The organism is Chromobacterium sp. CV08, assembly GCF_051129845.1.
Taxonomy (GTDB): Bacteria; Pseudomonadota; Gammaproteobacteria; order Burkholderiales; family Chromobacteriaceae; genus Chromobacterium.
Genome location: NZ_CP150453.1, coordinates 2,762,299 through 2,788,868 on the forward strand (window position 1 = coordinate 2,762,299; position 26,570 = coordinate 2,788,868).

Sequence of the window (26,570 nt, forward strand, 5' to 3'; positions counted from 1 at the left end):
CGCGGACCATTTCGGCTAGAACGGAATCATCCCGCCGGCCTTGCCGTTTGATATTGCTCAGGAATTTCGCCGCCCTCGCGCGGGCGCCGCCCGCCTCTGCTATCATGGCCTGTCATGCAATTTGCCATTTCCGCCCGGAAAAATATCCTTACAGAATGACGATGCCGCCCCAATTCGCCATGGTGAAGCCATGAAAACACCGTTCCGCCACAGCCTGTTTATCGCCGCGCTCGCCGTTCCGGCCGTCGCCTCCGCCGCCGGCGTCGTCACCTTCAGTCCGCAAGGCGAGGTCAAGGAAGTGCGCCAGGTGCGCGCCACCTTCTCCAGCAGCATGATCGCGCTGGGCAACAGCGCGGCGCCGGCGCCGTTCAGCTGGAGCTGCCGCCTGAAGGGCAAGAGCCATTGGGTGGACGACAAGACCTGGGCGCTGGACCTGCCCGACACGCCGTCGGCCAATACCGACTGCCGCTTCAGCCCCAGACCGGGCCTGAAGGACCTGCAGGGCGACGCCGTCGGCGCCGCGAGCTTCCGCTTCTTCACCGGCCAGCCCATCGTCGAGCGCAGCTGGCCGTCGGACGGCCGCATAGAGGAAGACCAGGCCTTCGTGCTGCGCTTCAACGCGACCGGCGTTTCGCCGTCGTCGCTGTACTGTCAGTCGTCCAGCCTGGCCGAGCGCATCCCGGTGCAGCCGCTGGTCGCCGCCGACCGCGCCGCGCTGCTCAAGCATCTGGATCTGCAGAAGGACGCCGCACGGGTGCTGACGGTGCGCTGCGCGCAGCGGCTGGCGCCGGACAGCAAGCTGGCCCTGGTCCATCTGCGCGGCGCCGGCCAGCCGGACAAGCAGGATTACCAGGTACGCCCGGCCTTCAGCGCCGCGATGAGCTGCCAGCGCGAGAACGCCAGGGGCGCCTGCATCCCGTTCAAGCCGATCACGTTGAACTTCAGCTCGCCGGTGCCGGAGAAACAGGCGCTGGCGATACGGCTGGCAGGCGGCGGGGCCGAACGCGCCCCCGAAGCCCCGCAGCACAGCAAGGGAGAACCGCTGGACAGCGTCAGCTTCGCGCCGCCGTTTCCGGCGCTGGCCGCGCTGACGCTTAAGCTGCCCGAGGAGCTGCGCGACGAGGTCGGCCGGCCGCTGAGCAATGCCGGCCGCTTCCCGCTGGCGATCAAGACCGCCGACTACCCGCCGCTGGCCAAATTCTCCGCCGCGCCGTTCGGCATCATAGAGGCCGGTCCGGACGCGGCGCTGCCTATCACGCTGCGCGGCGTCGAGGGCAATCTGAAGATCAAATCGGTGCAGTTGGGCGGCCAGGCGCTGCGCCTCAGCGGCGACGCCGACATCATGCAATGGCTGGCCAAAGTCCAGCGCTACCATGAGAGCAATCTGCCGGCCGGCAAGGACAAGACCGTCGAGAGCCGGCGCGTGTCGCTGCTGGCCAAGAACCGTGACGCCGTGCCGCTGAAGCTGCCGACGCAGCCGGACAAGAACGGCCAGTGGCCGTTCGAGGTCGTCGGCATCCCGCTGCCCAAACCCGGCCTCTACGTGGTGGAGGTGTCCTCGCGCCTGCTGGGCAAATCGCTGCTGGGCGCGGACAAGCCCATGTATGTGCGCACCGCCGCCCTGGTCACCAATATGGCGGTGCACCTGAAGCGCTCCGGCGAGAACGCCGCCGTCTGGGTCACCACGCTGGACAAGGGCAAACCGGTGCCCGGCGCCCGCGTCGCCGTCTACGACTGCAAGGGCCAGGCGCTGTGGAGCGGCAAGACCGGCGACAACGGCGTCGCGCCGATCAAGGCCCCGCTGTCCGCCGGAGGCGATTGCGGCGACGAGGAATTGTCCGGCTTGTTCGTCACCGCCCGCGCCAAGGACGCGCAGGGCAACGAGGACGTGTCCTTCGTCCGCTCCGGCTGGAACCGCGGCATCGAGTCGTGGCGCTTCCCCTTCCCCACCCAGGGATTGTCCGACGGTCCGTCCATCGTGGCCCACACGATACTGGACCGCGCGCTGTTCCGCGCCGGCGAGACGGTGTCGATGAAGCATCTGCTGCGCGTGCAATCCGGCAAGGGGCTGGCGCAGCTGAAGCCCGGCCAGCTGCCGCAGCAGCTGCGCCTCGTCCACGACGGCAGCGGCGACGAAGTCAGCCTGCCGCTGAGCTGGCGGGCCGGCCGCTACGCCGAAAGCAGCTACGCGCTGCCCAAGGAGGCCAAGCTAGGCGAATACACGCTGTATCTGGAGCGCAAGGGCACGCGCGGGCCGGCCGACCAGGGCAAGCCGTCCAGCCCGGAACTGGACGGCTATTCGCTGCGCAGCGGCGGCTTCCGCGTCGAGGAATTCCGCCTGCCGGTGATGACAGGCCGCATTTTCACCGCCAAGGGCGCCAATATCGGCGCCCAGACGATGCCGTTGAACGTGTCGATGTCCTGGGGCAACGGCGGCCCGGCCAAGGACTGGCCGGTCGAGGTCAGCGCGATGCTGGCCGACGCCTACACCCGCATCAAGGGCTATGACGACTTCAGCTTCTCGCCGCCGCAGCGCGGCCGCGAGAACAGCGAGGCCTCGCTGGACGGCAAGGTGCTGCTGGACAAGGCCGCGCTGAAACTGGACGCCAACGGCAACGGCAAGGCCGTCGTCGACAAGCTGCCTAAGCTGGACCGCCGCTACGACCTGGTGACCGAGGCCGCCTACCGGGACCCGAACGGCGAGACCCAGACCATCACCCGCCGCCTGCCTCTGTGGCCGGCCGCGCTGCAGGTCGGCGTCAGCGTCGACAGCTGGATCACCGCCGGCCGCGCGCTGCGGCTGAAGGCCGTGGTGCTGGACACCGCCGGCAAGCCGATCTCCGGCAAGGACGTCAAGGTCACGCTGCGCGAGCACCGCTACCTGTCCAGCCGCAAGCGGCTGGTCGGCGGCTTCTACGCCTGGGACCACAACGAGGAGACCGACGAGCGCGGCAAGGTGTGCAGCGGCACCACCGACGGCCGCGGCCTGGTGTTCTGCGACATCAATCTGAAGGACCCCGGCGATATGGAACTGATCGCCGAGGCCGCCGACGACAAGGGCAACGTCGCCCGTGCGGCGCAGTCGGTATGGGTCAGCCGCCAGGACGAGCTGTGGTTCGACGTCGACAACAACGACCGCATCGACGTGCTGCCGGAGAAAACCGGCTACCTGCCCGGCGAGACCGCGCGCTTCCAGGTGCGGATGCCGTTCCGCAAGGCCACCGCCTGGCTGGCGATAGAGCGCGAGGGCATTCTGGAAACCCGCGTCGTCGAACTGGAGGGCAAGAACCCGACGATAGAGCTGAAGGTCGGCCCCGACTGGACGCCCAATGTCTATGTGTCGGTGCTGGCCGTGCGCGGCCGGGTCCGCGACGTGCCGTGGTACTCCTTCTTCACCTGGGGCTGGAAGAGCCCGTCCGAATGGTGGGACGCCTATTGGAACGAGGGCGGCGACTACGCGCCGCCGACCGCGCTGGTCGACCTGTCTCGGCCGGCCTTCAAGTACGGCATCGCCGAGATCCAGGTCGGCGACGCCGCCAAGCGGCTGGACGTGACGGTGACGCCGGCGAAGAAGAGCTACGGCATACGCGAGACCGCCGACGTCGCCATCCAGGTGAAGCTGCCGGGCGGCAAGCCGGCGCCCGCCGGCACCGAAGTGGCCTTCGCCGCCGTCGACGAGGCGCTGTTGGAGCTGCAGCCCAATCACAGCTGGGAGCTGATGCAGGCGATGTACCAGCGCCACAGCTACGGCGTCGAGACCGCCACCGCCCAGCTTGAGGTCGTCGGCAAGCGCCACTACGGCCGCAAATCGCTGCCGCCGGGCGGCGGCGGCGGCAAGGCGCCGACGCGCGAACTGCTGGACACCCTGCTGGTCTGGCTGCCCCGCGTGACGCTGGACGCCAACGGCAGCGCCCGCGTCAAGGTGCCGATCAACGACGCGCTGACCCGCTTCCGACTGGTGGCGGTGGCCGATGTCGGCAATGACATGTTCGGCACAGGCGAGGCCGGCTTCAACGTGACGCAGGACCTGCAGCTGACGTCCGGCATTCCGCCGCTGGCGCGCGAGGGCGACCAGTTCCAGGCCGGCGTCACCGTGCGCAACGGCGCGGAGAAGCCGCTGAAGGTCAAGGTATCCGCCGCCGCGTCCGGCCTCACGGCGATGCCGGCCAGGGAAATCAGCCTGCCGGTCGGCGAGGCGCGGCTGGTCAGCTGGAACGTGACAGTGCCGGAAGGCCTGAAGGAGGTCCAATGGACCTTCGCCGCCCAGCAGGTGGACGGCAAGGCCGCCGACAAGCTGGCGGTCAAACAACAGATAGACCCGGCGGTGCCGGTGACGGTCGAGCAGGCCACGCTGCAGCGCGTGTCGCCCGAGCTGACCCTCCCCGTCGCGCCGCCGCCGGGCGCGCTGCCGGGCCGCGGCGGCATACGCGTCAGCCTGCAGGCCAGGCTGGGCAACAGCCTGCCCGGCGTGCGCCGCTGGTTCGAGGACTATCCGTACGCCTGCCTGGAACAGCGCAGCTCCATCGCCATCGGCCTGTCCGACGCCAAGCGCTGGAACCAGCTGATGGGCGAGCTGCCGCTGTATCTGGACGGCAACGGCCTGGCCGCCTACTTCCCGCTCGCCGAAGGCGCGCCGGACCGCGGCAGCGACGTGCTGACCAGCTATCTGCTGGCGGCCGCCAACGAGGCCGGCGTCGAGATCCCGGAGGGCCCGCGCGGCAAGATGCTGGACGGCCTGTCGGCCTTCGTCGAAGGCCGGCTTAAGCGCGAGCTGCCCACCGGCCGCCAGGACGCCGACGCGCGCCGCCTGGCCGCGATGGACGCGCTGTCGCGCTACGGCCGCTTCCGCCCGGCCATGCTGGACGTGCTGGAGCTGAATCCGAAGAAGATGGGCACCGCGATGCTGGTGGACTGGCTGTCGCTGCTGAACCGCGCGGCGGACATCCCGCAACGCGCCGGCCGCATCACCGAGGCCTCCAATCTGCTGCGCGCCCGCCTGAGCTACCAGGGCACGAAGATGGGCTTCAGCACCGAGGCCGACGACTACGCCTGGTGGCTGATGGGATCGGCCGACGTCAACGCCGCCAAGCTGCTCCTGGCCGTGCGCAAGCTGCCGGACTGGCAGGCCGACATGCCGCGGCTGCTGAGCGGCCTCTTGGCCCGCCAGCAAAAGGGACACTGGGGCACGACCACCGCCAATCTGTGGGGATCGCTGGCGACGGCGCAGTTCTCGCGCCAGTTCGAGACCGTGCCGGTGACGGGCCGGACCGGCGCCATTCTCGGCAAATCCAGCCTGAGCCTGTCCTGGCCGCAGGAAGGCGTCAAGCTGCTGGGCCTGCTGCCGTGGCCGGCCGGCGCCGGCAGCCTGCAGTTGAAGCACGCCGGCGCCGGCTCGCCGTGGGCCACCATCCAGGCCGAGGCCGCCATCCCGCTAAAGGCGGCGCGCTACGCAGGCTACAGCGTCAAGAAGACGCTGACGCCGGTCAGCCAGAAGGTGGACGGCCGATACCAGCCCGGCGACGTGGTCAAAGTGACGCTGAGCATCCAGGCCCAGAGCGATATGAGCTGGGTGGTGGTGGACGACCCGATCCCGGCCGGCGCGACGATACAGGGCGGCGGCCTGGGCCGCGACTCGGCGATAGACGCCAAGTCCGGCAGCGGCGGCGACTACGCCGATTACATCGAACGCCGCTTCGCCGGCTACCGCGCCTACTACAGCTACGTGCCGCGCGGCGAGCTGAAGGTCGAGTACACGATGCGGCTGAACAACCCCGGCACCTTCAAGCTGCCGCCGACCCGCGTCGAGGCGATGTACGCGCCGGACGTGTTCGGCATGCTGCCGAACGCGGCGTTCAAGGTGACGGACGGCAAGTGAGCACGCGGCCTCTTCCGGGAGGCCGCTTTTTATCGAAACGGGAGCGAAAGATGGCGTGTCTGGGGTGCCGGCTGGCGAACGGCGGCGAAGCGGTGCACATGGTCTACGAAGACGAGCATGTGGCGTGCTTCCTCGATCACGAGCCCTTCGAGGAAGGACATACCTTGATCGTCCCCAAGCGGCACGTCGTCGAGCTGGAGGAGCTGGACGAAGAGCAGACGGCGGCCGTCATGGCCGCGGCCAGGCTGGTCTCGCTGGCCATCAAGCGGCTGTACCGCCCGGACGGCATCACCGTCTGCCAGAACGGCGGCGTCTTCAACGAGCTCGCCCATTTCCACCTGCACGTCGTGCCCAGGCGCGCGGACCGTCCGTTCGCGGAATTCTACTCGGAGGCGCCCGCCGAGCCGCGGAATCACGGGCTGGACGGCACGGCAAGGGCGTTGAGAGCAGCGATGGGGTCAAAAAACCTTAGTCTTAAGAGCCGCTAACAAAACCGCGCAGCGTACCTGAGCCAAGGCGCGCCGACGCAGGCAGTACAAGTAGTGCGACAAGGAGGCGCAACGCAGGATCAGGGGCTTTGTTAGCGGGTCTAAGTCGCCGGCTGTTCGACGCCGCGCGACCTTGGCGCGCGACTAGTTCCGGCGACGCCCTGCCCGGCGCTGTCGGGGTTTCGCGGGCCGAGGGGCGGCCCGGGGCTGCAAGCGTGCGAATCGTTGATTCGCTCAGCGTAGGGGCTGGCCGTACAGCCCCTGTCTGCCCGCCGGGCGGAACCGGCACCTAGATATTTGGCCGCGAAGCGGACTCCATAAAGCCTTAAACTACGGCCTACGCCCAAGGCAGCAACCATTAGCATCAGACCAGACCGCCCCTCACCCACAATGAAAAAGCAAAAGCCGTGATCCAAGCCAGCACCGTCATCGTCGTCCTCGCCGCCCTGTCCGCCCCCGCCTGGAGCCAGCCCAGCTTCCAGGAAGTGAAAGCCGGCTGGAGGCCGTCGGACGCGGTGCTGCTGGACCGGCACGACCAGGTTTTGCAGCGCATCCGCGTCGACAGGCAGGCGCGGCGGATGGACTGGGTGGCGCTGACCGACACCTCGCCGGCCTTTCGCCATGCGCTGGTGCTGTCCGAGGACAGACGCTTCTACCAGCACAGCGGCGTCGACTGGTCCGGCGTCGCGGCGGCGGCCTGGGGCAATCTGTGGAACAGCCGCACCCGCGGCGCGTCGACGCTGACGATGCAGCTGGCCGGCCTCCTGGACGACGATCTGAAGGCGGCCAAGGGCGGGCGCAGCCTGTGGCAGAAGATGGGCCAGAGCTGGTCCGCCGGCTGGCTGGAGAAACACTGGACCAAGGCGCAGATACTGGAGGCCTATCTGAACCTGGTCGGTTTCCGCGGCGAGCTGGTCGGCCTGTCGGCGCTGTCGGCCACGCTGTTCGGCAAGCTGCCGGCCGGCTTGAACCTGGAGGAATCGGCGATCGCGGTGGCCTTGGTGCGCGCGCCCAACGCCTCGCCGGACCGGGTGGCCGCCCGCGCCTGCCGCATCCTGCAGGACATGGGCCGCAAGCCCGACTGCGGCGTGGTCGGCGTCCATACCGCCCAGGCGCTGGCCCGCAGCCGCGCCGCCAACCCGCTGGCCGAGCAGGACGCGCCTCACTTCGCGCAGAAGCTGCTGCAGAGCCGCCGCCTGGCGGCCGGCGACAGGATACGCACCACGCTGGACCTGCCGCTGCAGCGCTTCGCCGCCGCCGCGCTGCGCCGCCATCTGGCGGCCTTGTCGCAGCGCAATGTGCAGGACGGCGCGCTGGTGGTGCTGGACAACCAGAGCGGCGACATCCTGGCCTGGGTAGGCTCCAGCGGCCGCGGCCTGTCCAACGCCGCCCAGGTCGACGGCGTCACCGCGCTGCGCCAGGCCGGCTCGACGCTGAAGCCGTTCCTGTACCAGCTGGCGCTGGAGAAGCGCTATCTGACCGCGGCCTCGCTGCTGGACGACAGTCCGCTGGACCTGCAGACCGGCGCCGGCCTGTACGCGCCGCAGAATTACTCGAAGGACTTCAAGGGCCTGGTGCCGGCGCGCACCGCGCTGGCCTCGTCGCTGAACATCCCGGCGGTGCGGACGATAGAGATGGTCGGCCCCAACGCGCTGCGCGACCGTCTGGTCAAGCTGGGCTTTTCCAGCCTGACCGAGGACGGCGACTACTACGGCTACAGCCTGGCGCTGGGCGCCGCCGACATCCGTCTGCTGGACCTGGCCAACGCCTACCGCACGCTGGCCAATCAGGGCCTGTCCACGCCGCCCCGCTGGACGCTGGCCGACGCCAAGCCGAAAGCGGCGCGGCTGCTGGACGCCGCCAGCAGCTTCATCATCGCCGACATCCTGTCCGACCGCACCGCCCGCGCGCTGACCTTCGGCCTCGAAAGCGCCCTGTCCACCCGCTACTGGAGCGCGGTCAAGACCGGCACCAGCAAGGATATGCGCGACAACTGGGCGGTGGGCTTCTCGCGCCGCTTCACGGTGGCGAGCTGGGTCGGCAACGCCGGCGGCGAGCCGATGTGGGACGTGTCCGGCATGCACGGCGCGGCACCGGTATGGCAGACGGTGCTGGACCGCGCCCAACAGTCGGCGCCGGCCTCGGCGCCGCCGGCGCCTCCGCCCGGCCTGGTTCATCGGCCGGTGCGCTATCAGGGCGAGGTGGCCGCCCCGCGGACCGAATGGTTCCTGGCCGGCACCGAGCGCACACTGATCGTGCCGCAGAAGGGCGGCGCCGCCGGCCTGGCGCCGGGCATCGCCGCGCCGGTGGACGGCAGCGTGTTCGCGCTCGATCCGGACATTCCGCCGGCCAATCAGCGCCTGGTGCTGCGCGCGCGCGGCGTCGCCAGGCCGCAATGGTGGCTGGACGGGAAAAAGCTGGGAAGCGGCGTCGCGCTGGCGTGGTTTCCGTGGCCGGGCCGGCACAGGCTGGAACTGCGCGGCGGCGACGGCAAGGTGGTGGAGGCGGTGAAGTTCGAGGTGCGCGGCGCCTCCTTGCGGCCGAAGCCGCGCCAAGGCGCCGCGCGATGAGCGCTAGCGGGGCTTGCGCTGCTGCAGGGTTTTCCAGAGCTGATCGGCGCGCTGGGCGGCGGCGGCCTTCTGCTGATCGCCCATCGCCTGGTAGTCCTTGGTCTTCAGGAACCAGTCGGCGCTGAGCGTATCGCCGGCGCGGCGCGCCACCAGATTCCAGGCGGCGGCTTCGTCCACCTGCTTGTCCAGCAGATAGCTTTCCGAGATCATCGCCGCCGCGTGCGCATTGCCTTGCGCGTACGCCTGCTGCAAGGCCTCGCGCGCCTCGTCCCGGTAGCGGAAGCCCGGCTCGTAGTCGGGCTCGCGCGGATGGCCGTCCAGCTGGAACAGATAGCGCTCAGCCAGATGCGTCAGCGCCTGCGGATTGCCGAGCCGGGCCTGCTCGCGCAGCTCGGCCAGCGACATCCGGTAGTAGCGCGCCTCGATCTGGTAGCCGAGCTTGCGCATCTGCTGCTTGCGCGCCTTCTCGGCCGCCGTCTCCGGCGGAGGCGCCGCCGCGCCCTGGCCGAGCTGGCCCGGATCGCCGCCGACGGCGAAGCTGAGGCCGTCGGCGCCGCGTCCGGCCGCGGCGGTCTTGCCGGCCGCCGCCGCATCGGCTACGGCCACCGGCGCGCGGGCCGAGGCGGCGGCCGCGCCGGACCGCCCCGGCTGCCACAAGCAGGCCGCCGCGACCGCCGTCCCGACGGCCGCGACGATCAACCACGGTGCCCCCTTCATGGTCAGATCCGGTTCATGCAGGAGGAGAAGCCGTTGGCGTAGCCGTAGCGGGAGTAGTAGTCGCGCTGGGACGGCGTGCCGTGCTCGCCGTAATCGGCGGCGTCGCGCGCCGAGGCGACGGCGTTCTCGATGAAGCTCGGATAGCGCAGACTGGTCTCGGCGTACTTGGCGAAGGTGCCGCCGACGCAATCGGCCTGCAGCTCCTGCATCGGCGGCTGGCGGTTGATGCCGCGGGTGAACTGGATGGTGTGGCCCCATTCATGCGCCAGGATGAACTTGGCCACATAGTTGCCGTAGCTGTTCTCCTGCTGCTGCAGGAAGCCGGTGCCGACGCTGATGGTGTAAGGACCGCAGGCCATCGCGCTCAGTTGCGGCTCGCCGCAGGCGTACTGGTCCAGGTAGACCGTCGGTCGCGAGTAGCCGCCGAGGAAGCCTCGGATTTCGCCGGCGCTGGCCTGGACATAGCTGTTGTTGACCGGCATCGCCAAGGCGGCCTGGCCCGCCAAGGCCGCGCCGAGAACCAGCAAGCTGATGATTTTCCTTGTCATGATCTCTTTCTCCTTTGAGTTTTAACGTCACGGAGATTTAGTTATGCGATATGGATATTGAAATTTGAAAGAACTATTTTTGCTAAAAGATAAACTCAATATGCATATTTCATGATTTGATTTTGACGGAAAAATCCTCGAATCATGCCGGCGAAAAGCAGGCGTCCTCGCGGACGCCCGCTATTTCAGGCGCCCTGACCGGTCGCCGCCAGCACGATCTCGCGTATGCAGACCCGCTGCGGCTGCCGGTAGGCGTAGGCTATGGCCTCGGCCACATCGTCCGCCTCCAGCACGCCGCCCATCTGCCGCTTCCAGTCCTGGTAGCCGGCCTTGATCGCCTCGTCGGTGGTGTGGCCCAACAGCTCGGTCTCCACCGCGCCCGGCGCGATGGTGATCACCCTGACGCCGCTGCCGGCCACTTCCTCCCTCAGGTTTTCCGAGATCGCGTGCACGGCGAACTTGGTGCCGCAGTAGACCGCGTGGCTGGGGAAGGTCTTGCGCCCGGCGACGGAACTGACGTTGATGATGGTGCCGCGCCCCCGCGCCACCATGCCCGGCAGCACCGCGTGTATGCCGTTCAGCAGCCCCTTGACGTTGACGTCCAGCATCCGCTGCCACTCGTCGGGATCCTGCTTCGCCATCGCGCCCAGCAGCATCACGCCGGCATTGTTGACGATGGCGTCGGCCGGGCCGAAGCGGGTCTCGGCCTCCTCCACCGCGGCCAGCATCGCGGCGCGGTCGACGACGTCGACCCGGCGGGACAGCGTGTCGGGCAGTTGCAGCGCCTCCAGACGCTCCAGACGCCGCCCCAGCAGCAACAAGGGGTGTCCGGCCCGCGAAAACAGCTGGGCGGTGGCGGCGCCTATGCCGGAGCCGGCGCCGGTGATCACGATCAAGGGTTTACTCATACCATCATCCTTCCATAAAATTTATCGATGAGAGAAGATGCCAACGAGTATATTGGCCGCACAAACTGCTGAAAAATGATAAAAATCTCTAACTGACATAGGCTGGATCTATGGATATTCGACAATTGAAGGCCTTTGTCGCCGTTTTCGAAGAACGCAGCATCACGCTGGCCGCGCAGCGGCTGTTCGTCACCCAGCCGACGCTGTCGGTGACGATACGCCAGTTGGAGGAGACACTGGGCGCCACCCTGTTCGAACGGCTGCCGCGCGGCGTGGCGGTCAGCGAAGACGCGCGGCTGCTGTATCCGCAGGCCCGCCGCCTGCTGACGCAGGCCGAGGCGCTGTCGCGGATGTTCCGCCAGCGGCGCGACTGTCCGCCGCTGACGCTGGGCGTCGACGCCGACATAGGCAGAAGCCAGCTGGAAGCGCTGCTGACGCGGGCCGGGCGGGCGAGCCCCGCCATCCTGCTGGACGTGCGCGAGGGGTGCTGCGGCGACGCCAGACTGGCCGCCGAGGATCTGCGTTGCGAGGACGAGCTGTTCCTGCCGCTATGGGAAGAGGATTTCGTGCTGGCGGTGCCGGCGGGCCACCGGCTGGCCTCGCTCGAACGGGCGGACCCGGCCTTGCTGGACGAGACGGACTGGATCGTCTGCCAGGACCATCCCAGCCATCAGCGGCTGCTGGACCTGCACGGCGCGGCCGCGCCGGCGCTGGCGGTGGCCGCGCGGGCCGGCAGCCTGCGGCTGGCCGCCCATATGGCGGCCGCCGGCCTCGGGGTGGCGCTGCTGCCGGCCTCGCTGGCCGGCGACCACCCGGGCCTGAGAGTCGTCCTGCTGGCCGGCGCGACGCCCAGCCGACGGGTCGGACTGTGCCACGCGGCCCAGGCGCTGGAGTTGCCGGCCCTGCAGGCGCTGAAGGAAGCGCTGGGAGACTACAGCGGCAGTGGCGCCGACAGGCCGTAGTTGTAGATCAGCATGGACGCGGTGAACAGCATGACGAAGCCTATCAGGCAGTCCAGCACCCGCCAGCTGGACGGCTTGGTGAACAACGGCGCCAGCTTGCCGGCGAACAGGCCGATGGCGCCGAACCACAGCACCGAGGCGCTGAGGCTGCCGATCAGGAAGGACGGCGCGCCATGCTCGCCGTACACCGAGGACACGCTGCCTATCAGCACCACGGTGTCCAGCCAGACATAGGGATTGAGCAGCGTCACCACCAGGATGGTGCGGATGGCGCTGTTCCGGTCGCGCTCGACGCCGCCGTCAAGCGCCATGCCGCCGGCGCGGAAGGCGGAACGGAACGATTTGAAGCCCAGCCACAGGATGAAGGCGGCGCCGGCCCAGGTGACCACGCCGACGAAGCCGGGGATGCCGGCTACCAGCTTGCCGACGCCGAGCACGCCGGCGGCGATCAGCAGGATGTCGGCGACGATGCAGATGGCGACGATGGGCAGCACGTGGCTGCGCCCTATGCCCTGCCGCAGCACATAGGCGTTCTGCGGGCCGATGCCGACGATCTGGCTGAAGGAAATCCCCAGCGCCGAAAGAAATACACTGAAATTGAACACTGCCTGCTCCTGAAAAGTCTGCAGGCAGATTAGCCGCGTCAATGTATTAAGTAAAACTAATAAAAATTATGGCGCATAAGAAGAATTAATAATGTCGGCATCCTCGCCGGCCCTGCTCCATTCGTGCACCCATTCCGGCAGCTCGTGCGCCGCCAGCGGCGGCGAAATGCCGTAGCCCTGGCCGTCGTGGCAGCCGATTTCCAGCAGGCGCTGCCAGATCGCCCGGCTTTCCACGCCCTCCACCACCAGCTTGCGGCCGGTGTAGTGGGCGAAGGCCAGCATGCTGCGGATGATGGCCTCGTTGCCGGGCATTTCCAGCAGCAGGCGCACGAAGCGCTGGTCGATCTTGATGGTGTCGAACGGCAGTTGCTGCAGATGCACCAGCGACGAGGCCCCGGTGCCGAAATCGTCGAGCGCGATGGACAGGCCCAGGTCGCGACAGCGCTCCAGCCTGGGCGTGATCTGCTCGGCCTCCTGCTGGGTGACGCTCTCCAGCACCTCCAGCTCGAGAAAGCCGGCCGGCAGCGGATGGGCCTCCAGCAGCGCCTCCAGCGTCAGCAGGAAATCCTCGTGCTTCAGCGTGGCGGCGGACAGGTTGACGCTGACCGGAATGGCCTGCCCGCGCCGTCTCCACTCCCCGGTCTGACGCACCGCCTCCCGAAGCACCCACCAATCCAGCTCGCGGATCAGCCCGCTGTGCTCGATCGCCGGGAAGAACTCTCCCGGCGCGATATTCCGTCCGTCGCGCACCCAGCGCACCAGTGCCTCGGCGCCCTCGACCCGCCGGGTCTGCAAATTGATCTTGGGCTGATAGTACAGCGCCAGCTCGCCGCGCGGAATCGCCAGCGCGAACGCGCCGCGCAGCGCGTGCAGCTTGCGGATTTCCTCGTCCATCGCCGCGTCGTAATGGCGGTAGTGGCCGCCGCCCTGCTCCTTGGCTCGGCTCAGCGCCAGGTCGGCGCGGCGCAACAGGCTGGCGGCATCGCCCGGCCCGGACGAACTGACCGCGACGCCGACGCTGCAACGCAGCTCCACTGTCGTCCCCATCGCCTCCGCCGGCAGCGGCAACTGCCTCAGCAGGCGCTCCACCAGGCCCGCCAACTGGTCCATCCGCTCCGAGCAGGCGATGAAGCGCGACGCGCCGACCCGGCCGACGTAGCCGAACGGATAGATGGCCTCGCGCAGGCGGCGCGCCGTCTCGCACAGCACCAGGTCGCCGCCGTCGTAGCCCAGACGGGCGTTGACTTCGTGAAAGCCCTCGACCGCGATCGCCAGCACCGCCACCTGGCCGCCGCCGAAACGCGCCGCCAGCAGGCGGTCTATCAGCTGCTGCATCTGGCCGCGGTTCGGCAGGCCGGTCAGCGCGTCGTGCTGGGCCAGGAAGGCGAGCTCGGTCTCGGCGCGGTGGCTGCGCTCCAGCGCCTCCTGCCGCTCCAGCGCGCGGCCGGTCTCGCGGACCATCGCGTCGAACAACGCCAGCCGGGTCTGATCGAAGAAACCGGCCTCGGCGGCGTGCAGCGCCAGCACGCCGACCACCTGCTGGCGGACCTGCAGCGGCGCCACCAGCAGGCTGCCGTCGCCGGCGATGCCCAGGGCCTCGTTCCACGGCCTCAACGCCGGCTCCGACCGCAGATCGTTGATCACCTGGGTGCTGCGGCTGCGCATCGCGCGCGCGGCCGGATTGCCGCCCTGCTCGCCGCCGCCGCGGATCAGCGCGTCCATCGGCCCGCCGACCGCGTCGTGGCTGTGCGCCAGTGCGGCCAGCCGCAGACCGTCGTCGTCCGGCAGCGCGGCCCAGGCGGCGGCGCAGCCGGCTTCGCGCGCGCAGATCTCGCACACGGCCTGCAGCAAGGCGCGCCTGTCGGCGCCGTCGGCCAGCGCCAGGCTGAGGCCGCTGAGCGCGGCGTACAGGCCGGACATCGAGTGCAGGCGATTCTGGCGCGCGGCGGCCTCGCTGCGCAGATTGCCCTGATAGCCGTCCAGGGTCAGCATCTGCTCCAGCAACACGCGCTTGCGCAACAAACGGGAGAATTCATGTTCGGACTCGACTGGCAGGCCGGCCTCGGCCAGGCTGCCGGCCAGATTGGCCAGCCCGCGTTCATACAGGCCAGACAGCCAGTCGACGCCTATGCCGAGGCGGCAATAGCGTTCGCCCTGACGCTGCAGCCGCCGCGCGGCCGCGGCGTCCAACGGCTCGAACAGCAGGCGCCGCCACTCCCGCAACAGCCGGTCGGCCACCGCCTCCAGGCCGGCGGCGTGATGGCGCTGCAACAGCTCCGCCTCGCGCGGGCTTTTCAGCAGATACCAATACAATTCCTTGGCCAGCAATTCGCGCCGCGCGAAACAGGCGTCGGCGCATAAGGCCAGCCGCGCCAGCTGCTCGGCGCGGATTCCGGTAAAGCGGCGCATCCCCGCCAGGAGCGCCATATCGTCCGTCTGCATCTTAGTCTTCTGCGCCTGTCGTGGCCGGGGCGCCGCCGGCGCCCCTACAATCGAGCCCACCTGCCCAGGAGCAGGTATTTCTTGTATCTTGTGGTCTGTCGGCGGCGGCGGCGAAGCCCCCTGCCAGGGCCTGCCGCGCCGCAGCCTGCAACATGCCACGGCGCCGGCTTTTAAGCAAGCCGAACGGCATTATTAATCGAACAATTGTTTCACCAGCTGCGGCGACCTCAAACGTGATCGATCCCCGACAATTGCAAACGCTGGCCGCCGTGGCCGAAACCGGCGGTTTCGACAAGGCGGCGAAGAAGCTGTTCCTGACCCAGTCCGCCGTTTCCCAACGGATACGCCAGCTGGAGGAGCAGCTGGGCCAGCCGGTGCTGACCCGCACCTCCCCGGCGGAGGCCACCGAGGCCGGCCGCCAGCTGCTGCAGCACTACCAGCAGCTGCTGCTGATGGAAAATCAGCTGCTGCAACAGCTGAGCCCCGGCGCACGGCCGCGCGAATTCACCACGCTGGCGGTGGGCGTCAACGCCGACAGCCTGGCCACCTGGTATCTGGACGCGGTGGCCCCGGCGCTGGCGGAACACAATCTGCTGCTGGACATCGTCGTCGACGACCAGGACCACACCCACGAGCTGATGCGCACCGGTCATGTGATAGGCTGCGTCGGCACCCGGCCGGCGCCGATACAGGGCGGCATCCAGCATTATCTCGGTGCGATGCGCTATCTGTGCCTGGCCACGCCGGACTTCGCCGCCCGCCACTTCGGCGGCGGCGTCGACCACGCCGCGCTGGCGCGCGCGCCCAGCATCATCTTCAGCCGCAAGGACGCGGTGCACGGCCAGTTCCTGCGCCAGGCGGCCGCTTACGACGGTGGCTTCCCCGGCTTCACCGTGCCGTCGGCCCAGGGCTTCGTCGAGCTGACCCGCCAGGGGCTGGCCTACAGCCTGCTGCCGGAGCTGATGCTGGACGACGATCTGAGCAGCGGCAGGCTGGTCGACCTGTTCCCCGGCCGCTACATAGACATCCCGCTGTACTGGCACCACTGGCGCGTGGAATCGCGGCTGTCCCAGGCGCTGACCGAGTCCATGCTGGCCTATTGCCGCCGCCGTTTGCGCCAGGACAAGGACGCAGGCGCGGCCGTGGCCGGACAATAGCGCCGGACCGCATTGACAAGGTCCCGCACCCTGACGCATCATCCGTCGCCGACCTGGTTTTATGGAGAAAGCATGACCAGTCATCAACACGAACCCAGCAACGAGCAATGGGCCGAACTGGAAATGGCCGCCCAACTGGCCGCGCGCCAGGCCTACGCGCCCTATAGCAAGTTCTCCGTCGGCGCCGCCATCCTGGACGGCAGCGGCAAGATCCACATCGGCTGCAACGTCGAAAACGCCTCGTACAGCCTGGGCAACTGCGCCGAGCGCACCGCCGTCTACGCCGCGCGCGCCAACCACGGCATGCAGGAGGTCCTGGCCGTCTGCATCTACACCCCCACCGCCTCCGCCACCCCGCCCTGCGGCGCCTGCCGCCAGGTGCTGAACGAGTTCGGCCCCGGCATGCGGGTGCGCGCGATCTGCGACAGCGACGAGGTGATAGACACGACGCTGGACGCGCTGTTGCCCGGCGCCTTCGGCCCGAAGAATCTGCAGGACGCCGCCGGCTGAGACCGCCGCGCGCCGGACAAGAAAAAACGGGAACCGGAAGGTTCCCGTTTTCATTCGCGCAGGCGCGCCCCGTCAGCGGCCGGCGACGATGGCCTGGGCCACCGCCTCCGCAATCTTGATGCCGTCGACGCCGGCGGACAGGATGCCTCCGGCGTAGCCGGCGCCCTCTCCGGCCGGGAACAGGCCCTTGATGTTCAGGCTCTGGCCGTCGTCGCCGCGGGTGATGCGCAGCGGCGAGCTGGTGCGGGTTTCCAGACCGGTCAATACCGCATCGTGCAGGTCGTAGCCGCGGATCTGGCGGGCGAAATGCGGAATCGCCTCGCGCATGGCCTCGACGCAGAAGTCCGGCAGGATGCGCGCGAGATCGGTCATCGTCACGCCCGGCTTGTACGACGGCTCCACGTCGCCGAGCCTGGTCGACGCCTTGCCTGCCATGAAATCGCCCAATAGCTGCGCCGGCGCGAAATAGTCGCCGCCGCCCAGCTCGTAGGCCTTGCTTTCCAGCTCGCGCTGAAAATCGAGACCGGCCAGCGGGCCGCCCGGATAATCGACCTCGGGCGAGATGCTGACCACGAAACCGGAATTGGCGTTGCGCTCATTGCGCGAATACTGGCTCATGCCGTTGGTGACGACGCGCTTCTCCTCCGAAGTCGCCGCGACCACGGTGCCGCCCGGGCACATGCAGAAACTGTATACCGCGCGGCCGTTGCCGGCGTGGTGAACCAGCTTGTAGTCGGCCGCGCCCAACAGCGGATGGCCGGCGTACTTGCCCCAGCGCGCCTGGTCGATCAGCGATTGCGGATGCTCGATGCGCACGCCGATCGAGAACGGCTTCGCCTCCATGTACACGCCGCGCCGCTCCAGCATCTGGAAGGTGTCGCGCGCGCTGTGGCCCAGCGCCAGCACCACGTGGTCGCTCAGCACCTCGCCGCCGTCGGCCAGCCTGACGCCGCGGATGCGGTCGCCGTCGAGGATCAGGTCGTCGACGCGTTGCTCGAAGCGGATCTCGCCGCCCAGCGCGATGATTTCGGCGCGCATGTTCTCCACCATGCTGACCAGGCGGAAAGTGCCGATGTGCGGGCGGGCGAGGTAGAGGATCTCCTCCGGCGCCCCGGCCTTGACGAACTCGACCAGCACTTTGCGGCCCAGGTGGCGCGGATCCTTGATCTGGCTGTACAGCTTGCCGTCGGAGAAGGTGCCGGCGCCGCCCTCGCCGTATTGCACATTGGACTCGGTGTTCAGCTGGCTCTTGCGCCACAGGCCCCAGGTGTCCTTGGTCCGCTGGCGCACTTCCTTGCCGCGCTCCAGCACGATGGGCTTGAAGCCCATCTGCGCCAGGATCAGCGCGGCGAAGATGCCGCAGGGGCCGAAACCGACCACCACCGGGCGCTGCTTCAGATCGGCCGGCGCCTGCGCGACCGGATAATAATTGGTGTCCGGCGTCGGCATCACCCGACGGTCGCCGCCAAAGCGGGCGAGCAGCCTGTCCTCGTCGGCCACGTCGACATCGACGATGTAGACCAGGCTCATCACGCCCTTGCGCGCGTCGTAGCTGCGCTTGAACACGGTGAAGCCGCGAACGTCGCCCGCCGCCACTTTCAGGAAGCCGGCGACCGCCTCGGCCAGCGCCTCCTCGCTATGGTCCAGCGGCAGTTTCAGTTCGGAAATACGCAACATAACAATCCAGTCCAGGTTGGTGTCTATTCAACGAGGCGCCATTGTAGCGGCAATCGGCGCCGCCGGCACGCCCGGCCGCGCCGATTGCATTCGTCCGGCAGCTCGGCTATAGCGTACTGTGGCTCTCGTCGCGGTCGGCCCCTCGGGTCCGTTCCTGTCCACCACCTCCAGGATGACGAGACATGCCGCCCTGCCGCCCGTTCCAGACTGTCCGGCAAGGAACTAAAAGCTGCAAGTTATCGGGACCGTTTCTGAAGCACCGCTTCCGCTTGCCACGACAAGGCGGCCATCGCCGCACGCGTCCGCAATCGGAGCGGTGTCAGGAGACGAAAGGCATTTGCATCAAGGAGAACCATCATGAATCTGGAAATGCTTACCCAGCCGGTGGTGCGGCTGGCGATCGAGGCCTTGCAACAAGGCGACCATGCCGGCTGGATTTCCCTGTTCAGTACCGACGCCACCCTCACAGACGACGGCCTGCCGGCCAACTTCCGCAAATTCAGCGAACATGCGATGGGCCACGAGCGCTTCACCCGGATAGACCGGGTGGAAAACCAGGGCCTGGACATCTACGGCGGCTTCCACAGCGATCGCTGGGGCGAATTCGATACCTATTTCAAATTCCACCTGGACGCCAGCGGCAAGATCAGCCAACTGGACATCGGCCAGGCCGGCTGAGCCCAGCGGCGCCCGGGTCCCGCTCGGGCCCGTCCTTACACTCCGAAACGCCCGGCTATAATGCAAGACATGCCAGCCGTGCGATAGGAGTGCCCATGCAGCAAATCCTGGTCGTGGACGATGACGCCGTCACCCGGCAGTTCCTGGTGATGGTGTTGCTGCGCCTGGGTTACGACAATGTCGCGATCGCTTGCGACGGCATGGACGCGCTGATGCAGCTTGACGCCGGCGACCGCCACTTCGACGCCATTTTCTGCGACCTCGACATGCCCCGGATGGACGGCGTCGAATTCGTCCGCCACCTGGGCGAGCGCGGCTATCCGGGCAAGGTGCTGATTTCCAGCGGCTTCGACGAAAGGGTGCTGGACTCCGTCGCCGAACTGGCCAGACTATACGATTTGTGGCTGGGCGGCGTGCTCCCCAAGCCGGTCCAGCACGCGACGCTGCAGGCGCTGCTCGATCAGCCGCAGCCGGCGCGGCGCCGCGCCTCCCACCCGACCAACGCGCCCAGCGCCGAGGAATTGCGGGTCGGCCTGGCCCGCGGCGAGTTGGAACCGTTCTTCCAGCCCCAGGTGGACATGCGCTCCGGCAAGGTGTTGTCGGTGGAGGTGCTGGCCCGCTGGCAACATCCGCGCTTCGGACTCACCGGCCCGCTGCAATTCATCGAACTGGCGGAAGACAGCGGTCAGATCACCGAATTGAGCCGCGTGCTGCTGCGCGACGCCGCCCGCATCGTCGCCCGCCTCCCCGGTCCGCCGCTGGACATGTCCATCAATCTGTCCATGTCCTCGCTGAACCAGACCGGACTGGTCGCCGAGTTCGCCGCCATACTGGAAAACGCCGGCCTGGCCATGAACCGCCTGACGGTCGAAGTCACCGAGAGCGGACTGATGGCGGATCCGACCCGCGCGCTGGAGGTCCTGTCCCGGCTGCGGCTGAAAGGGGCGAAGCTGGCGATAGACGATTTCGGCACCGGCTTCGCCAGCATGGACAGGCTGTCCCGCATCCCGTTCACCGAGCTGAAAATCGACAAGAGCTTCGTCATCAACGCCGCGTGCAACCCGACCAATCTGTCGATTCTGCGCGCCAGCGCCGAACTCGGCCGCCAGCTCGGCATGACGGTGGTGGCGGAAGGCGTCGCGACGCTGACGGAGTGGCGGCTATGCCGCCGTCTGGGCATAGAAAAGGCCCAGGGCTCGTATATCTCCCCGCCGATAGACGTCGAGAGCTTCCAGCATTGGCTGCTGAAATACCAAGACGGCTTCCCATTGCCGGCAGACGAGGACGATGCCGCCCCCTCCGAAAGCCAAGGAGTGTCCCCATGCTGAAAACCGCCCGCCTCCTGTGGCTGCCGTTGCTGCTGCTGGCGCCGCCGCCCGGCCGCGCCGAACCGGCGCTGGAAATGCCCGTCGGCAAGGTCGTGCTGGTGATATCGGGACAGATCAGCAACAAGAACCGCGACAACGAGGCGGTCTTCGACATGGCGATGCTGAGCAAGCTGCCGCAGCACACCATCGTCACCCACACGCCGTGGATGCCGGGCGTCAGTCGCTTCAGCGGTCCCTACCTGCGCGACGTGCTGAACCTGGTCGGGGCCAAGGGGCAGACGCTGAAAGCGGTGGCGCTGAACGACTACAAGACCGACATCCCGATCGACGACGCCGCGCGCTTCGGCCTGGTGCTGGCGCGGTTGCTGAACGACAAGCCGATGTCGGTCCGCGACAAGGGCCCGCTGTTCATCATCTACCCCTTCGACAGCCAGCCGGAACTGAGGGCCGAAATCTACTACAACCGCTCCGCCTGGCAGCTGAAATCGCTGCAAGTGGAGTGACGCGGATGGTCGACGCCAAGCGACAACACCCATCGTGGCTGATGTTGATCATGATAGGCGTCACGCTGACGGCGGCATTCGCCGGCGTCGCCTATCTGCAGTTCCGTCAATCGCAAATACTGAGCGGCGCGCTGCAATACCAGGACGACAATATCGCCTGGTCCTACTTCCAGCTGGAAACGGAGCAGATGCGGCTGCAGTCCGCCCTGCACGACGCCCAGCACGGCTTGCAGACACCGGATCAGCTTCAGCAGCGTTACGACATCTTCGTCAGCCGCATCGGCATCATACGCGGCGGCCTGTACCGCAGCCTGCTGCAGGCGCTGCCGGAATACCAGCGCTTGCAGGCGCCGCTGGACGCCTTCATCCGCCAGGGCGACGCCAGCCTCGAAAACCGCGACACCCTGCCGGACAAGGCCACGCTTGCCCGGCTGGAGCGCCAGCTTGGGCAGTTGAACGACGGCCTGCACGACCTCTCGCTGCAAGCCAACCGGGCCGTCGCCGAGCGGGTGGACAGCCGCAATCGCACGATGCTGCAGCAAATCGCCATCGGCAATTGGCTGATGGGCTTCGAATGGGTGCTGATCCTGGGCTTCGGCTTCACCGTCATCCGCCAGCTGCGCCAGCTCGAAGGACGGCGGCTGGCGCTGGAGTCGCTGACCGTCAGCCTCGAGGAGGCGCGCAGCCAGGCCGAGGCCGGCAGCCAGGCGAAGAGCGCCTTCCTCGCCAATATGAGCCACGAAATCCGCACGCCGCTGAACGGCGTGCTGGGCATGCTTTCGCTGCTGGCCGACGACGCGCCCCGCCCCAGCCAGGCCAGCTACATCGCCACCGCCGACGCCTCGGCCCGCCACCTGCTGCTGCTGCTGAACGATGTGCTGGACGCCAGCAAGCTGGAATCGGGCAAGCTGGAGCTGGCGCCGGTCACCTGCAACCTCGGCTACCTGCTGCGGCAGATCGTCAGCCTGATGACGGCGCAGGCGCAGGCCAAGCAATTGATGCTGAATCTGGAGCTGGCGTCGGAAATTCCGGAATGGGTGGAGCTGGACCCGACGCGGTTGCGCCAGATCCTGCTCAATCTGCTGAGCAACGCCATCAAGTTCACCGAACGCGGCGGCGTCACCGTCAGCGCCTCCAGCTCGCCCGGCGCCGTCGACGGCGAAGCCACGCTGCTGCTGATGATAGCCGACACCGGCATAGGCATGGACCCGGCGACGATGGCCCGGCTGTTCAAACGCTTCTCGCAGGGCGACGGCTCCATCGCCCGCCACTTCGGCGGCAGCGGCCTGGGCCTGGAAATCTCCCAGAGCCTGGCGCTGCTGATGGGAGGCCGCATCACCGCCACCAGCGTGCAAGGCCAGGGCAGCTGCTTCCAGCTGGCGCTGCCGCTGAAGCTGATCGACGCGCCCGAAATGCCGGCGGCGGGCCAGACCCCGACGCTATTCCCCGATCTGTGCCAGCCGCTGCGCATCCTGGTGGTCGACGACAACGCGGTCAATCGCAAATACATGCAGGCGCTGCTGGAAAGAATGAACCAGATGCCGGTGCTGGCCGAAGACGGGCCGCAGGCGCTGGAGGCCGCCGCCGCCCAGCCGTTCGATCTGGTGCTGATGGACCTTCACATGCCCGGCATGGACGGCCTGGAGGCCGCGCGGCAGTTGCGGCGGCGGAGCAAGACGGGCCAGCTGCGCATCATCGCGCTGACCGCCGACGCTTTCCCGGAGACCCGCCAAAAAGTGCTGGACAACGGACTGGACGATTTTCTCGCCAAGCCGCTGAGCCGCGAACAGCTGCTGGCGACGCTGCAGCGCCATTTCCCGCCGCGGCCGGATTCCCCGCCGCTGCCGCTGGAACCGCCGCTGCTGGACGCCCAGGCCATCGCCGACTTCATCTCCCTGCTGTCCGAAGGCACGTATCGAGAATTGGCAGAGCAGTATTTCTCCGATCACGAAGCCACGATACGGAGGCTGAGCGGCGAGCTTCCGTCGGAGCCGGAAGCGCTGTTCCACCTTGCCCACAGCCTGAAGGGCGGCGCGGTGACGCTGGGCTTCACCACGCTGGCCCAGCGCTGCCTGCGGCTGGAACAGGAGGCGATCCGCTCAGACGGCCCGCCGCTGCAGGCCGCCGCAGAGACGGTGGCGGCGTTCAAGCAGACGCGCGCGGCCTGCGTGGGCCAGGGCTATCTGTTCCCGGCCACCAGCTAGGCCAGGCGGGAGACCGCCGGGCTCAGGCCACCCGCACCAGCCTGCCGCCGTCCTGCTCGGGCGTCTCGAAACGCTTCCAATCGACTATCATCACCTGGCTCAGCCCGCAATCCAGCGCCAGCCGGGATTCGATCTCCTCCAGGACTTCATGGCCATGGATCACGCCGTTGATGGACACTTCGGCGCGACGCATGACGCTATCGTCGACCGTGACAAACCAGATGCAGTAGCGGCTCATCGACAACCCTCCGGCTGGGTGATGGGCGAGACGGATGCTCAGAACTGTAAATATCGTCCGAATCGGCGTCGGACTGCAAGTTTTCGCGACGCGATCAGCGCCTGTCGGCGGCGGCGAGCGCGTCGCCGAGCGACGACCAGACCCGCTGCTTGTCCGCCAGGGCCAGCGTGTGCGCGGGGCTGGACGAAGGCAGATCGATCAATTGCAGCCTGTCGGCGACGGCCTTCAACTGGCGCCTGCCTATCCGCGCGGCGGTGCCGCCATTGAAGGCCACCGCGCGCAGCGCGGGCAGCGAGGCCGCCAGCTCCGCCAGCGCGTTGCCGGTCTGATTGCGTATCGCCGCGTCGAGGCTGCCCTTGCGCTCGGCCTCGGCGATCACGTCCCACAGGCCGACGCCGCGCGCGAGCAAGGCCTCCAGCCGTCGCGGATAGTCGAGCGCGCGCAATTCGACGCCTATGGCCTGGCCCAGCAGCTCCCAGAAGCGGTTGCGCGGATGGGCGTAATACTGGCCGGCGGCCAGCGAGGCGTCCCCGGGCAGCGAGCCGAGGATCAGCAAGCGGGTCCGCTCGTCCGCCACCGGCAAAAAGCAGCGCTTGCTGACTGCGATGTCGGCCGCCATCTAGAACAACATGCCCTGCTGGCGCGCCAGCCAGGACTTGACCGGGCCGAAGCTCTTGCGATGCGCGTCCAGCACGCCGTGGGCCTCTATCGCGGCCAGGTGCTCGGCGGTCGGATAGCCCTTGTGGCGGGCGAAACCGTATTGCGGATGCAGGGCGTCCAGCGCCACCAGTTCGGCGTCGCGCGCCGTCTTGGCCAGGATGGACGCGGCGGAGATCGCCGCCACCTTGGCGTCGCCCTTGACGATGGCCTCGCCGGGCACCGACAACTGCCTGGGCACGCGGTTGCCGTCTATCTGGACCAGGCCCGGACGCACCGACAGTCCGTCGACCGCCCGGCTCATCGCCAGCATCGTCGCATGCAGGATGTTGAGCCTGTCTATCTCGTCGACGCTGGCGCTGGCGATGCACCAGGCCAGCGCGTCGCGCCGGATCAGCGCGGCCAGTTCCTCGCGCCGCGCCTCGCTCAGGACTTTGGAATCGGCCAGACCGGCGATCGGCTTGTCCGGATCCAGGATGACGGCGGCGGCGAACACCGCGCCGGCCAGCGGTCCGCGGCCGGCCTCGTCGACGCCGGCCGTCAGCGCGCTCAATGGCATCGCGCCACCTCCAGCACCGCCCGCGCGGCGCGGGTCGCGGTGTCCTGGCGCAGCGCCAGATGCAACTCGGTGAAGGTCTTCACCATGTCGGCCCTCGCCGCGGTGTCGGTGTACAGCCGCTGCATCTCCTCGGCCAGCTTTTGCGGCGTGGCCTGTTTCTGCAGCAGCTCCGGCACCACGAAGCGCCCGCACAGGATGTTGGGCAGGCCGACGTAGGGCAGCTTGATCTTGCGCTTGACCAGCCGGTAGGTGAAGGCGGACAGCTTGTAGCTGATCACCATCGGCCGCTTGGTCAGCGCCACCTCCAGCGTGGCGGTGCCGCTGGTGACCAGCACCACGTCGCTGGCGATGGTCGCCATCTGCGCGTGGCCGAACAGCTTGCGTATCGGCAGATCCCGCGCCTTGTAGCGGTACAGCATCTGCTCGAACAGATCCATCGTCGCGCGGGTGGCCAGCGGCACCAGGAACTGCGCGTCCGGATACTGGCGCAGCAGCAGGCGCGCCGTGTCCAGATAGATGGGGACCATGAACTCCAGCTCGCTCTTGCGGCTGCCCGGCATCAAGGTGAACACCGGCACGTTCTGCGGCAGGCCCAGCTGCTCCCGCATCGCCTCCATGTCCGGCTCCAGCGGGATCTCGCTGGCCAGCGGATGGCCGACATAGGTGACCGGCACGCCGGCCTGGCGGTACAGCGGCGGTTCCATCGGGAACAGGCACAGCACGTGGTTGACGGCGCGGCCTATCTTCTGCACCCGCTCCGGCCGCCACGCCCACACCGACGGACTGACGTAATGGACGGTGGGGACGCCGGCCTTCTTCAGGCCGGCCTCCAGGCCCAGATTGAAGTCCGGCGCGTCGACGCCGATGAAGACGTCCGGCCGTTCCGCCAGCAGCCGCTCCCGCAGCCGGCGGCGGATCTTCAGCAGTTCCGGCAGGCTTTTCAGCACCTCGGAATAGCCGCGCACCGCCAGCTTCTCCTGCGGCACCATGCTGTGGAAGCCCCTGGCCTCCATCCGCGGGCCGCCGATGCCCGCGAACTCGATGTCGCTGCGGTGCGCCCGCAACGCATCCATCAGATGGGCGGCCAGCAGGTCGCCGGAAGCCTCGCCGGCCACCATCGCAACCTTCAGCGCGCCCTTGCGCTTGAACAGGTGGTCGCTCATAGTCTCAGCGGATGATCCCCCGCGCCGACGCCTCGAAGAATCGCACGAACGGCTCCAGTTCGCCGTGGCCTTCGGCGGCTTCGGCCAGGATCGCCGCCTTGGCCTCGTCGTAGCCCAGTCCCTGACGGTACAAGGTCTTGTAGGCGTTGCGGATGCGACGGATCTGCTCCGGCGTGAAGCCGCGGCGCTTCAGGCCCTCGGCGTTGATGCCGGACGGCACCGCGCGGTTGCCGTGGGCCATCACGAACGGCGGCACATCCTGCGCCACCGCGCTGGCGAAGGCCGTCATCGCGTGCTCGCCGACGATGGCGAACTGATGCACGCTGGTGAAGCCGCCGAGGATCACCCAGTCGCCGATGTGGACATGGCCGGCCAGCGTCGCGTTGTTGGCGAAGATGGTATGGTCGCCCACCTGGCAGTCGTGCGCGATGTGGACATAGGCCATCACCCAGTTGTCGTTGCCGATGCGGGTGACGCCGACGTCCTGGGCGGTGCCGGTGTTGAAGGTGCAGAACTCGCGTATCGTGTTGTTGTCGCCGATCTCCAGACGGGTCGGCTCGCCGGCGTATTTCTTGTCCTGCGGCTGAGCGCCCAGCGAGCAGAACTGGAACACGCGGTTGTTCCTGCCTATCGAGGTGTGGCCGTCTATCACCACGTGCGGGCCTATCCAGCTGCCGGCGCCTATGCTGACGTTCGGTCCGATGATGGAATAGGCGCCGATTTCGACGTCGTCGGCGATCTGCGCCTTCGGATCCACGATTGCGGTCGGATGGATGGCCAT

Annotated in this window: 21 protein-coding genes; 10 read left to right on the plus strand and 11 right to left on the minus strand. The window is 68.1% G+C overall.

Annotation, left to right across the window (positions count from 1 at the left end):
- Positions 1 to 190 precede the first annotated feature (190 nt).
- The 3 genes from WNM05_RS12955 (at position 191) to pbpC (ending at position 8,933) form a co-directional block, all read left to right on the plus strand.
- Positions 191 to 5,875, plus strand: a complete 5,685-nt coding sequence (locus WNM05_RS12955; protein WP_434627206.1) for an alpha-2-macroglobulin family protein — start codon at positions 191 to 193, stop codon at positions 5,873 to 5,875.
- 50 nt (positions 5,876 to 5,925) lie between these two features.
- Entirely contained in the window at positions 5,926 to 6,363 is a 438-nt protein-coding gene (locus tag WNM05_RS12960; protein ID WP_434627208.1) for an HIT family protein, read from the plus strand.
- Positions 6,364 to 6,770: 407 nt separating this feature from the next.
- Positions 6,771 to 8,933: a penicillin-binding protein 1C gene (pbpC, locus tag WNM05_RS12965; RefSeq protein WP_434627210.1), complete on the plus strand. Its 2,163-nt coding sequence runs from the start codon at positions 6,771 to 6,773 to the stop codon at positions 8,931 to 8,933.
- A gap of 3 nt (positions 8,934 to 8,936) precedes the next feature.
- Here pbpC and WNM05_RS12970 read toward each other — a convergent pair whose 3' ends face one another.
- The 3 genes from WNM05_RS12970 to WNM05_RS12980 all read right to left on the minus strand — a co-directional run bounded on the left by WNM05_RS12970 (position 8,937) and on the right by WNM05_RS12980 (position 11,106).
- The gene (locus WNM05_RS12970; protein WP_434627212.1) at positions 8,937 to 9,650 is read right to left on the minus strand and encodes a hypothetical protein; all 714 of its coding nucleotides are present in this window, start codon (positions 9,648 to 9,650) and stop codon (positions 8,937 to 8,939) included.
- 2 nt (positions 9,651 to 9,652) lie between these two features.
- The gene (locus WNM05_RS12975; protein WP_434627213.1) at positions 9,653 to 10,198 is read right to left on the minus strand and encodes a hypothetical protein; all 546 of its coding nucleotides are present in this window, start codon (positions 10,196 to 10,198) and stop codon (positions 9,653 to 9,655) included.
- 185 nt (positions 10,199 to 10,383) lie between these two features.
- Positions 10,384 to 11,106 carry an SDR family oxidoreductase gene (locus WNM05_RS12980; RefSeq protein ID WP_434627215.1) on the minus strand — a complete coding sequence of 241 codons (723 nt, stop codon included), beginning with the start codon at positions 11,104 to 11,106 and terminating at the stop codon, positions 10,384 to 10,386.
- A 110-nt stretch (positions 11,107 to 11,216) separates the two neighbouring features.
- Here WNM05_RS12980 and WNM05_RS12985 point away from each other — a divergent pair, with 110 nt between their 5' ends.
- Positions 11,217 to 12,068 carry a LysR family transcriptional regulator gene (locus WNM05_RS12985; RefSeq protein WP_434627217.1) on the plus strand — a complete coding sequence of 284 codons (852 nt, stop codon included), beginning with the start codon at positions 11,217 to 11,219 and terminating at the stop codon, positions 12,066 to 12,068.
- Here the strand turns inward: WNM05_RS12985 and WNM05_RS12990 are convergent.
- Both WNM05_RS12990 and WNM05_RS12995 read right to left on the minus strand, forming a co-directional pair.
- The gene (locus tag WNM05_RS12990; protein WP_434627219.1) at positions 12,038 to 12,673 is read right to left on the minus strand and encodes a LysE/ArgO family amino acid transporter; all 636 of its coding nucleotides are present in this window, start codon (positions 12,671 to 12,673) and stop codon (positions 12,038 to 12,040) included. The two genes, WNM05_RS12985 and WNM05_RS12990, sit on opposite strands and share 31 nt — an antisense overlap.
- Before the next feature lie 66 nt (positions 12,674 to 12,739).
- Positions 12,740 to 15,115 carry an EAL domain-containing protein gene (locus WNM05_RS12995; RefSeq protein ID WP_434627221.1) on the minus strand — a complete coding sequence of 792 codons (2,376 nt, stop codon included), beginning with the start codon at positions 15,113 to 15,115 and terminating at the stop codon, positions 12,740 to 12,742.
- Positions 15,116 to 15,348: 233 nt separating this feature from the next.
- On the opposite strand from WNM05_RS12995, the gene WNM05_RS13000 reads away from it, so the two are divergent.
- Together WNM05_RS13000 and WNM05_RS13005 are read left to right on the plus strand one after the other, a co-directional pair.
- The gene (locus WNM05_RS13000) at positions 15,349 to 16,272 is read left to right on the plus strand and encodes an ArgP/LysG family DNA-binding transcriptional regulator (RefSeq protein ID WP_434627223.1); all 924 of its coding nucleotides are present in this window, start codon (positions 15,349 to 15,351) and stop codon (positions 16,270 to 16,272) included.
- Between the two features lie 72 nt (positions 16,273 to 16,344).
- Positions 16,345 to 16,782 (plus strand): cytidine deaminase, encoded by a 438-nt coding sequence (locus WNM05_RS13005; protein WP_434627225.1) that lies wholly within the window; start codon positions 16,345 to 16,347, stop codon positions 16,780 to 16,782.
- A 72-nt stretch (positions 16,783 to 16,854) separates the two neighbouring features.
- Here WNM05_RS13005 and WNM05_RS13010 read toward each other — a convergent pair whose 3' ends face one another.
- Positions 16,855 to 18,459, minus strand: coding sequence for an NAD(P)/FAD-dependent oxidoreductase (locus WNM05_RS13010; protein ID WP_434627226.1), 1,605 nt, complete (start codon positions 18,457 to 18,459; stop codon positions 16,855 to 16,857).
- 357 nt (positions 18,460 to 18,816) lie between these two features.
- Between WNM05_RS13010 and WNM05_RS13015 the strand changes: the two genes are divergently transcribed.
- The 4 genes from WNM05_RS13015 to WNM05_RS13030 all read left to right on the plus strand — a co-directional run bounded on the left by WNM05_RS13015 (position 18,817) and on the right by WNM05_RS13030 (position 23,172).
- On the plus strand, positions 18,817 to 19,137 hold the full coding sequence (locus tag WNM05_RS13015) for a hypothetical protein (RefSeq protein WP_434627228.1): 321 nt from the start codon (positions 18,817 to 18,819) through the stop codon (positions 19,135 to 19,137).
- A 95-nt stretch (positions 19,138 to 19,232) separates the two neighbouring features.
- Positions 19,233 to 20,465: an EAL domain-containing response regulator gene (locus WNM05_RS13020; protein WP_434627230.1), complete on the plus strand. Its 1,233-nt coding sequence runs from the start codon at positions 19,233 to 19,235 to the stop codon at positions 20,463 to 20,465.
- On the plus strand, positions 20,459 to 20,968 hold the full coding sequence (locus WNM05_RS13025) for a molybdopterin-dependent oxidoreductase (protein WP_434627232.1): 510 nt from the start codon (positions 20,459 to 20,461) through the stop codon (positions 20,966 to 20,968). The genes WNM05_RS13020 and WNM05_RS13025 overlap by 7 nt, the downstream gene beginning before the upstream one ends.
- Before the next feature lie 5 nt (positions 20,969 to 20,973).
- Positions 20,974 to 23,172 carry a response regulator gene (locus WNM05_RS13030; RefSeq protein ID WP_434627233.1) on the plus strand — a complete coding sequence of 733 codons (2,199 nt, stop codon included), beginning with the start codon at positions 20,974 to 20,976 and terminating at the stop codon, positions 23,170 to 23,172.
- A gap of 22 nt (positions 23,173 to 23,194) precedes the next feature.
- Here WNM05_RS13030 and WNM05_RS13035 read toward each other — a convergent pair whose 3' ends face one another.
- The 5 genes from WNM05_RS13035 to lpxA form a co-directional block, all read right to left on the minus strand.
- Positions 23,195 to 23,410, minus strand: a complete 216-nt coding sequence (locus WNM05_RS13035) for a hypothetical protein (RefSeq protein ID WP_101708087.1) — start codon at positions 23,408 to 23,410, stop codon at positions 23,195 to 23,197.
- A 94-nt stretch (positions 23,411 to 23,504) separates the two neighbouring features.
- On the minus strand, positions 23,505 to 24,029 hold the full coding sequence (locus WNM05_RS13040) for a DNA-deoxyinosine glycosylase (protein ID WP_434627235.1): 525 nt from the start codon (positions 24,027 to 24,029) through the stop codon (positions 23,505 to 23,507).
- Positions 24,030 to 24,626, minus strand: a complete 597-nt coding sequence (gene rnhB / locus WNM05_RS13045; protein ID WP_434627237.1) for a ribonuclease HII — start codon at positions 24,624 to 24,626, stop codon at positions 24,030 to 24,032.
- Positions 24,617 to 25,789, minus strand: a complete 1,173-nt coding sequence (gene lpxB / locus WNM05_RS13050) for a lipid-A-disaccharide synthase (protein ID WP_434627239.1) — start codon at positions 25,787 to 25,789, stop codon at positions 24,617 to 24,619. Before lpxB ends, rnhB begins: the two co-directional genes overlap by 10 nt.
- Positions 25,790 to 25,793: 4 nt before the next feature.
- Positions 25,794 to 26,570, minus strand: coding sequence for an acyl-ACP--UDP-N-acetylglucosamine O-acyltransferase (gene lpxA, locus WNM05_RS13055; protein ID WP_434627241.1), 777 nt, complete (start codon positions 26,568 to 26,570; stop codon positions 25,794 to 25,796).